Genomic DNA, 9,043 nt, shown 5'->3' with positions numbered 1-9,043 from the left:
GATGATGAGGTTTCCGGTACGAACCCATCCGGGTCGTATCGGCGCAGCGGATCATTTCAAGTCATCACCGGTACGGGTGTCGGAAAACGGGTTGACATATTTCCGATATGGCGCAGATTCTCTCTCATCATTGGTAAGGAGTCGAATATGCGTGTCGAGCACTTGAGCGATCAGGTCGTTTTGGAAGGCCGCCAGCCCGCGGCGAGTGTCTGAGGACGCGGATACCTATCCGCGCCTGCCCCGATAATCTCCCGGCGCCCAGGGCGCCCTTCCTCCCTGCAGGCCCCAAGGCCCGCACGAAACCGCACGCATGGAGGACGTAATGTTGACCGAACTTGGCTGGAATGAATATTTTCAAAAATCATACGAGAGCGCAGGGATAGCGCTGCCCGTGGGGCGCGTCACGGCGGTCCACGCGAACATTTTCCTGGTGACGGGCCCGTGGGGTCCGCTCGAGGCGCAGGTCTCGGGCAGGCTTTCTCACCTTGTCCCCGACGCGAGCTTTCTACCGGTGACGGGAGACTGGGTCTACCTCATGGGAGACGAGGGCTCCGCTCATGCCCTCATCTCCGGGGTACTCGAGCGGCGCACGTCGCTTTCGAGAAAAAAACCGGGCGCCGATACGCCCCAGGTCCTGGCAGCGAACGTGGACCGGATACTTATCGTATCGGCCCTGGACGAAACATTCAGCGTGTCGCGTATCGAGCGCTATCTGTCCCTCGCCCTCGAGGGCGGCATAGGGCCGATACTCGTGTTCAATAAAATGGACCTGGCGGCCGACCTGGAATCCGCCCGTGAACAGGTGGCGCGGACCTTTCCCGATGTACCGTGCGCATATATCTCGGCGGTGACGGGGGCCGGGATGGAAGGGCTCGAAGGGACACTAGCCGCCGGGGAGACCGCCGTGCTTGCCGGGCCCTCGGGCGCGGGAAAATCGACGATTCTGAACCGCCTGCGGGGCGATGAAAGCATCCGTACCGGCGCGGTGCGCGCACGGGACGGGAAGGGCAGGCACACCACCAGCGCGCGGGAGATATACGTCCTTCCGGGCGGTGCGATCGTCATCGATACGCCTGGTCTGCGCGAGGTGGGGATCTGGACCGACAGCGACGGCGTGGAAGAGGTTTTCGAAGATATCCACTCCCTGGCGGCGGGGTGCCGGTTCGGGGACTGCACGCACACCGTGGAGCCGGGATGCGCGGTGATCGAAGCGCTCGCCTCCGGCGTCCTTGACGAGCGGCGCTACGGGAATTACCTGAAGATGCGCAGCGAGGCCGGCGCGAAGGAACGCTCGCCCAAGTGGAAGGGCATCTCGCGGGAAATCAAGCGGTTTTACGCGCATAGCGATAAGTACAAGTAGGCGCGTATATTCCTTGACGCATAACATGCCGATGATTAACTATACGGGCCGTAATCGCCGGCGGACGTGCGCCGCACCGGATCATGACGAGGGGGAGGGGAAGGCGGCGGCCTTCCCGCACAGGTATGCTGGGACACGGAGACGAATACGAAGCGCTCATAAAATTTTCGCTGAAACTGCGCGCCTGCGAGGTCGCGCTGGGCGAAATCGTGAAAAATTCCAGGGATGCGCGGATACGGGAGATCGCCCGCCGCGCGCTCGACCGTTCCGCGGAGATCGAGGTCGATTTTACTTTTCTTTAGGGGCCGATCATTACCCATATAGCAAAAACTGCCTGAAGAGGCCCCCTAAATCCCCCGGAGGGGGACTTCAGCGATCGGCAGAATATGCATTTCTACTATCGGTAGATGTCGTTGCCCCCCGCTGGGGGGTATGGGGGGCGTTTTTTAACTTGTGGGTAATGCATAGTCTTTAGGAGGAAAACCCGCGCTGCCTATCTGCGCGGCTCGATCTGCAGGAAGGTCTTTTTAATCCCCGCCTGGTTTGCCATGTCGATGATCCTGACAATATGATCGAACTTGCAGTTCTTGTCTCCGTAGACGACGAGCGACGCTTCGGCGCCGCCGCGCGCGATCTCCATGAGCCGGTCCGTTATCTTCTGGGGATCCGCCTTGATGTCGAACCTGGTGTTGTCGATGTATATGTCTCCCGCGGTGTCCACGGTTACCTTGACGTTTCCCGGCACGTCCCCGGCCCTGGCCGTCTTCTTCGCGCCGGGAAGGTCCACCTTGATGCTCCCGCCCATGATGAGCGGCGTCGCTACCATGAATATGATGAGGAGCACGAGGACGATATCGGTGAAGGGGGTGATGTTGATCTCCACCATGGTACGGTTCGGCCGGCGCCGCGCGCGCATGGGTTAACGCTTCTCCGCGAGAAGGTCCATGAGCTCCGATTCGCACAGTTCCATGTCGGCGATGGCGGTGTCGATGCGCCGCATGATGAGATTGTACGCGATGACCGAGGGCACCGCCACGAGGATGCCGGCCGCGGTTGACACGAGCGCCTCGGCGATCCCGCCGATTACTATGTTGATGCCCCCCACACCCGCCGCCGAGATATCGCCGAACGCCCGGATGATCCCTATCACCGTGCCGAAAAGCCCTATGTACACCGCGGTGCTGCCGATCGTGCCCAGCAGGCTCGTGAATTTTTCGAGTCCCCTGGTTTCGACCGATATCTGCCGCTCCATGGCGTTGCGCGCGTTCGCTAATTCCGCTCCCGCCGCCTCCAGCCCTTCGCGCACGACGCGCATGACGGTCGACCCGAGGCCGCACTGTTCCAGGGCGTGCGCGGCGCCGGACGCACGCAGCGATTCGCGGATGAGCTTCATGAAGGGTGCCCGCGGCTCGGACGCGTTCCGGCGGAAATAGATTACGCGTTCGATGATGATCGCGAAGGACACAATCGAGCACAGTATAAGAAGATAGAGGGTGATATTTCCCGACGCGAGAATGGTTCCAATAGACATCTGGACGGACATGCGTGATCACTCCTGTAAATGCGCCCGCGGCTGCGGGCGTGGTGTCGCTTGTTAGAGGCCGTCACTATCCTGCAAGTTACAGGAATTGCAAGATTTATTTCGGCGTCCGGGCCTTCCCTTATTTATTGACAAAATATTCCGAATGGCGCATTCCATAGCGGGTGATGACGGCGGAAAACCGGAGGCGGGGCCGGGCGGAAAACGTCGGGGTGAAGCGGAATGGATATTTCGGAAAAAATCGACCGGATGATCGCGGGCCTCGAAACGAAGGGGCTCAGCGCAGAGTACGTGGTGATGGGCAGGAATACCTGCGTCAGGTGGCTTGCCGAACAGGCGGCGCGGGGGACCGATATCGCCTGGCGCAAGGCGCGCGCGTTCCACTTCAGGCATGGAAGCGTGCCGGTGGTGGTCTGCGAGAGCGAAATTCTGGAGGTGCTCCCGAACGCCCGCTATCTCCTTGACGATACCCTTGGCTGATCACGGCGGGCATCCCGGACACCGATTCGAACATCCGGAGGCGATCGCCCCGCTCCCCGTTACGATTCCTTGATATGCAGGGTGAACGAACCCAGCCGCGAGTACAATTTCGACGCGCTCTCGTCCAGCGTCGACGCATAGCCCTTGACCGCCTCCGCGCTTTCGGCCGTGACGGCGGAGATCGAATTGATCGCATTTATGGACTTCGTGAGCTCGTCGGTGGTTGATTGCTGCTCGGACGACGAACGGTAAATGTCCTGCGAAATGCGGCTCAGACTCTCGACCTTGCCCTTGATGGCGGCGTTCATCTGTTCAAGGTCCTGCGTAAACCGCTCCGTGTCGACGATGACTGTGTTGGTCTCGCCGATCCTCGATCGGACCTCGCCGAACATCGCCGCCGCGTTACTGATGAACCGGAGCTCGCCCGTAATGCGCTGCGCCTGCGCGGAAATCGTGTTCTTGATGCTGCCTGTGAGCTCGTTCGTCCTGTCCGCGAGCTTGTTGACTTCGTCCGCCACGACCGAGAAGCCCCGCCCCGCGTCCCCCGCCCGTGCGGCCTCGATGGCCGCGTTGAGCGCGAGGAGGTTGATCTGTTCCGCGATGTCGTTGATCATGCCTATGGTCTCGTCGATCGTGCGGAGGTAGCCCGCGGTTTCCTCGATTGCCTTCACCGATTTGTTCATCGTCCTTTCGCCGCTTTCGCTCTGCGAATAGGCCTCGCCCATAATCTTTGACAGGGAGCCCACCTTGAGGTGAAGCTCACGGCCGCGCTCGTTTATCGCGTCCACCTCGCGCTTCACCGATTCGGAGCTCTCCATCTGTATCTTGATATTGTCGAGGTTCACCTCGAAGGTGGACGACATCTCCTCGTAGGCGCTCGATGTTTCTTCCACGATTGCGGACAGGTCGCGCGCCGTGTCGGACAGCGCGGACGCAGACTTGTTCAGGCTGCCGCCCGCGTCGGCGATCTCGGTGGTGCCGGCCGCTATGCCCTCCACCATGCCGCGCAGCTTCTCCTTCATGCTATACACGCTGATGTTGATATCCGCGAGCTCGTCGATGACCGCGATCTTGCTGGCGAAGGCGGCGAGCTCTCCCTGCTCGACTTTTTTAAGGAAGGAGTGGATATTTTCCACCTTCATGAGCATCGTGCGGGTGAGAATACGCGATACCATTACTGCCGCGGCGACGCCAATGCCCCCGAAAACGCAGATACGCACGTAGATCGCCGCGTGATCCACTTGGAGCTCGGAGATCAGCATGATGAAATAGCAGAGCAGGATGAAGAAGGGCAGGAGGGTGATGGTCGTAATGGATGCGGTGAACTTCGCGAACAGGTTCATCCGCCGGGGCGCCATTCCCGGGGGTATTTTGATGAATATACCGCTGTCGTAGATTCTCTGGATGATGCGCTCGGTTAAAAGGAAGTACAGGATCGCGCCCAACGGCGCGTTGATAGCGATCATCATCCAGCTGTTGAAAACCTGCGAGGGGTTCAGTCCCCCGAATATCATGAGCGGTATGTCGAGCATACTGAGACCGAACACCCAGCGGAAAAACGCGCCGGTGGCGTGAATATAGGGCAGCGACATGAAGCGCCGATACGCCTTCTCGTATTCTTCGGACGTGACCTCGGTTCCCTCCAGGAGCGACTTGAAATATCGCGTGATCGGCGCGATGACTATCATGTTGCTGATATGCGTGGTGATGAAGGAGACGGGGATCACTATTGCGACGCACAGGCCCAGCAACCGGAACTGGTCTGCCGTAAGGCCCAGGTTGGACCATACGAAGAGGAGGGTGAGGGGAACGATGAAGCAGTAGCTCAATCCCTCGGTCCTGACAAGGAACGTACTGGTGAAACGCGAAATCTCCTTCCCGTACCGGGCGGTCTGGCTCATGGGGCTTCCTCCTCTGTTCTGGACCGGATCGCGGCCGAATGCAGCCGTCCAATCTGGCTAAGCATATCAGCGCTCGCGGGAATTTTCAAAATCAATTGAATCGTTATGAAAATAAAAGCGAAAAAACAGCCGTTGTGTGCCTAATTCTTTGCTATAAATCCCTCCGCAAGGTCGGCGGCGAGCAGCGCCCCCCTCCCGCTCAGGTGCAGGAAATCGGTGACGAATACGAAACCGCTGGAATCGGCGATCCCGTCCCATGACGTTCCCAGCATGTAATGGCGCACGATGGCCTTGTACATGAGCAATTCGTTGTCGGCGTAGAACGGCGCCTTTGACGGGCCGCGCGCGCGCAGGAGCTCGTCTATCCGCTCGTTGAGCGGCAGGTAGGCGAATTTCATCTCGGCGGCGGTCTCGCGGACCACCGTGCTGTAATCGCGGGCGCGTAGGTACGCGGTATCCTCCCGCTGTTCGCCTATCGGCGGGAGGGAGAACAGCGCGATCTTCGCCTTCGTGCGCGATTTAAGCGCCGCACACACTTCGCGGAGATTGGCGCGATACCACTCGCGGTCGGGCCTGCGCGGGAGCTTCATATCCTTGATGTACCGGGCTTCATTGGCGGGGAGAAGCGTCGCGTTGACGTCGTTGGTGCCGATAAGTATCGTTACGAATTCCGGCGCGCAGGCGGCGATCTCGTCGGCCCTCTGCAAAAGGTTATACGCGAGCTCGCTGTTGATTCCCGCGTTGAGGAACATGAAGTTTTTCATGCCGTTTCTCGATGCCAGGATATCGATATAATTGCAGCTTACCGCGGCGTGCGTGATGCTGTCTCCCGCGCACACGACGACCCTGCCGTTCCGTGCATCGGGAGCCTTGGCGAGGTATGCCGAGGGGCGGTTATCCGGAAGGTGCCGGGCCTTGTAGTTCAGATAGCCCACGAGCCCCGCCAGGGTGACGGTCAGGATGGCTATGACGATAATAAATTTTTTCATCGGGATACCCCTTGGTTAGTATGGTAGGCGCCCGGCCTTAACCGCGGCAGCGGCGCGCAGGCACCGCGGTTCGCCCGGTGCCGGGGGGATGCTCGCATGGGGCATCGCGCGCGGCAAGCAGTATTCGGGCGAACCGCCAACGCCCGGCGGTTTTGCATCAACGGGAAAAGAGAAAAATTATTAAAATTCAGGTTGACACAGGAAGGGCCCGGGCTGACGGTATAAATGAATAAATAAACAATATATTCATTTATTCACGTAACCATGAAAAAGAAAGAAGACATCACGAGAATCTACCGGGCGGCCCTCGCGGCGTTCGCCGAATACGGCTTCAAGAAGGCCACGGTTGACGATATCGCCGGAAGGCTCGGCATGACCAAGGGAAATCTTTACCTGTATGCGAAAGACAAGCGCGGTCTCTACGACCATGCGGTCGCCCACGCGTTACGCGAATGGCAGGGAAGGGTGCTCCGGGCGGTCCGGGCCCAGAACGACCCCAGGGCCCAGTTCCGGGTTATGGCCCTCAAGGCCATGGAGTACCTTGGCCAGGACGACGATCTCAGGCGCATCCTGGCGCGGGATCCCGGAATCTTCCCCATGTTTACCGACAATGACCCCTACGGCGAGATAAACAGGAATTCGGTCGCGATCATCACGGGGATACTCAAGGCGGGAATCAGGACCGGGGTGTTCAGGAAGCTGAACATCGCGGCGTTGCCGCAGATACTCTTCATGATTTACAAGATGTTCATAATAGGAAGCTACATCAGCCCGGAAGGGGGACTGCGCCAGAAGATGTTTGGCGAAACGATCGAGCTCATCACCAGGGGCATATTTCGCGAGGATGCGGCGGAACCGGTTCGGGGCGGGAGCCCCGTGAAAAAGGGCCGCCGCGCGAAACAATAACTACACGCAGGGGGAAAGGATATGGGAGAAGATTTCAAGTATCTCACGCCGGAATGGAGGGACGAAGCCGAAAAGCGCCTCAGGGCGGAGCTCACCCCGGAAAAGATGAACCGGATCAGCTCCTCCATGTCGAACATCTACCTCAAGTGTCCCGATGGAAAGGAGCGCTACCTCCTGTTCCGTTTCAAGGACGGGGCTATCGAGGAGTTGCTGCTGGGCGAAGGAGAGCCGCCGGAGGCGGAGTTCAGGATTTCGGGCGACTACGAGGTATTCGCGAAGATATCGCGCGCGGAGCTCGGGGCCCAAAAGGCGCTCATGACCGGCAAGCTCAAGCTCAAGGGAAATATGATAAAGGCACTCAAGCTCGCGGCGGTCGCGGACCGGCTGAACAAGGTTCTCGCGAAGATCCCGGCAAGGTATTAGGAGGAAGCGTATGACTTCGAAAATGGAGAACAAGGGTCCGTACTTTATAGATTTCGCACAACGCATAAAGAACATACAGGCCGAGATGCAGAAGGCGGATATCGACGTCTTCCTGGGATCGCGGCTCAGGACGCTTTCATGGACGCTGGACGTCTTCTGCCCGTGGCGCAGTTTCGTGGTGATCCCCGCCAGGGGGCTTCCCACTGCCTTCACCTTCGTGATCGACGCCGCGCGCATCGCCGACGAGTCATGGCTGGACGAGGAGTGCTTTCGCGGCTTCCTTCCCATGGGGGGCCAGGACCAGATCGAGCTCATCGCCGATACCATCAAGGAATCCATGAAAAACGGGAGGGGACGCGTAGGCATAGAGAGCGGCATGTCGAACTACCTGCCCGAGGGTTTCCTCACGCACTACGAGTACGAGCGTTACCGCGACGCGCTGGAAGGGTGCGAATTGGTAAACGCGCATACCCTGATCGATCGCCTCGCGCTCATCAAGGACGAGGGAACCATCAACCGGTTCCGGGAGGCGTCGCGCATTGTGGACGAGGGCCACAAGGCCGTGTACGAGGCGCTGCGCGACGGCGGCTACAAGGGGCTCACCGAAACCGAGATCGCGGGCATCGCAGCGCTCGCCATGCGTCGCGCCGGCAGTGAATGGGAATGGTCTTTCACCGGCGGTAACGAGATCGCGAGCGGGTACCGCACGGGACTCGCCGCGGGAGCATGCACCCCCCCAACGAGACGGGTTATCCAGGCGGGAGAGCCGCTCATGATCGACATACATGCCATGTTCATGCTGGGGCTGGGCGATCATTCGCACAATTACCTCATAGCCCCGGTGAGTGACAGGCAGCGCTGGCACGCGGATAACTTCATCGACATCGTGACGAAAACCCTCGCTGCGTACCGCGCGGGAATCACGCCCTCGACGCTTGCCGAGGAGATGATGGCATTCGCCGAACAGCGCGGTTTCGCGGATTACATGGTGCCCGGCTTCGAGCACGGCATAGGCCTCATGGGGGACGAGTGGAGGATAGGGCTCAACGACGGACCCATCCCCTACTGGACCAACCCCGATCACGTCTACCGCGAGAACGAGCTGCTTATCTGCGCCATGCAGTACGCATGCCCGGAGGAAAATATCGGCTTTCGCTACGAGAATCCCATCGTGATTAAAAAGGATTGCTGCGAGGAGCTGTCCAAGTTCCGGCTCACCGTGGATGAAATCAGGTAACCGCATTAATAGCCGCCCCCTGGCCCCCGTCATGTCATAAATGGGGCCAGGGCGGGGTTTTCCGTCCCCGGTAACGGACAGGCCTGGGGTGTGAATTATTTTTCGGGCGCCCGGATCATAGCCGGGAAAACCGTTCATATTTTTCATTCCCCATTCGTATTCACTCTGGACGCTCAGTTTTGTCCCGGAGGATACGGAATGCTTCGC

Annotated in this window: 9 protein-coding genes; 5 read left to right on the top strand and 4 right to left on the bottom strand. The window is 59.4% G+C overall.

Translation table 11 applies throughout. The features are described from left to right. Positions 1 to 310: 310 nt before the first annotated feature. On the top strand, positions 311 to 1,360 hold the full coding sequence (gene rsgA / locus EPN93_09410; GenBank protein ID TAL35796.1) for a ribosome small subunit-dependent GTPase A: 1,050 nt from the start codon (positions 311 to 313) through the stop codon (positions 1,358 to 1,360). A gap of 493 nt (positions 1,361 to 1,853) precedes the next feature. Here the strand turns inward: rsgA and EPN93_09405 are convergent, their stop codons facing one another. Together EPN93_09405 and EPN93_09400 are read right to left on the bottom strand one after the other, a co-directional pair. Then, complete coding sequence (locus EPN93_09405; protein ID TAL35795.1) at positions 1,854 to 2,276, bottom strand: biopolymer transporter ExbD; 423 nt, start codon at positions 2,274 to 2,276, stop codon at positions 1,854 to 1,856. A gap of 3 nt (positions 2,277 to 2,279) precedes the next feature. Further along, a complete protein-coding gene (locus tag EPN93_09400; protein TAL35794.1) occupies positions 2,280 to 2,903 on the bottom strand; it encodes a MotA/TolQ/ExbB proton channel family protein in 624 nt (207 codons plus the stop codon). 219 nt (positions 2,904 to 3,122) lie between these two features. Between EPN93_09400 and EPN93_09395 the strand changes: the two genes are divergently transcribed. Next, positions 3,123 to 3,380 carry a hypothetical protein gene (locus EPN93_09395; protein TAL35793.1) on the top strand — a complete coding sequence of 86 codons (258 nt, stop codon included), beginning with the start codon at positions 3,123 to 3,125 and terminating at the stop codon, positions 3,378 to 3,380. Positions 3,381 to 3,439: 59 nt separating this feature from the next. On the opposite strand, the gene EPN93_09390 is transcribed toward EPN93_09395, so the two are convergent. Beyond that, positions 3,440 to 5,281 (bottom strand): methyl-accepting chemotaxis protein, encoded by a 1,842-nt coding sequence (locus EPN93_09390; protein TAL35792.1) that lies wholly within the window; start codon positions 5,279 to 5,281, stop codon positions 3,440 to 3,442. A gap of 140 nt (positions 5,282 to 5,421) precedes the next feature. Beyond that, the gene (locus EPN93_09385; protein TAL35791.1) at positions 5,422 to 6,270 is read right to left on the bottom strand and encodes an SGNH/GDSL hydrolase family protein; all 849 of its coding nucleotides are present in this window, start codon (positions 6,268 to 6,270) and stop codon (positions 5,422 to 5,424) included. A 264-nt stretch (positions 6,271 to 6,534) separates the two neighbouring features. Between EPN93_09385 and EPN93_09380 the strand changes: the two genes are divergently transcribed. Genes EPN93_09380 through EPN93_09370 form a run of 3 tightly spaced genes read left to right on the top strand, consistent with a single transcriptional unit; the run spans position 6,535 to position 8,836 of the window. Continuing rightward, positions 6,535 to 7,176 carry a TetR/AcrR family transcriptional regulator gene (locus EPN93_09380; protein TAL35790.1) on the top strand — a complete coding sequence of 214 codons (642 nt, stop codon included), beginning with the start codon at positions 6,535 to 6,537 and terminating at the stop codon, positions 7,174 to 7,176. Positions 7,177 to 7,197: 21 nt separating this feature from the next. Next, positions 7,198 to 7,599, top strand: a complete 402-nt coding sequence (locus tag EPN93_09375) for an SCP2 sterol-binding domain-containing protein (protein TAL35789.1) — start codon at positions 7,198 to 7,200, stop codon at positions 7,597 to 7,599. A 10-nt stretch (positions 7,600 to 7,609) separates the two neighbouring features. Next, a complete protein-coding gene (locus EPN93_09370) occupies positions 7,610 to 8,836 on the top strand; it encodes an aminopeptidase P family protein (protein ID TAL35788.1) in 1,227 nt (408 codons plus the stop codon). Positions 8,837 to 9,043 lie beyond the last annotated feature (207 nt).

Source organism: Spirochaetota bacterium, assembly GCA_004297825.1.
Lineage (GTDB): Bacteria > Spirochaetota > UBA4802 > UBA4802 > UBA5368 > FW300-bin19.
This window is presented reverse-complemented; position numbering and strand designations above follow the sequence as displayed.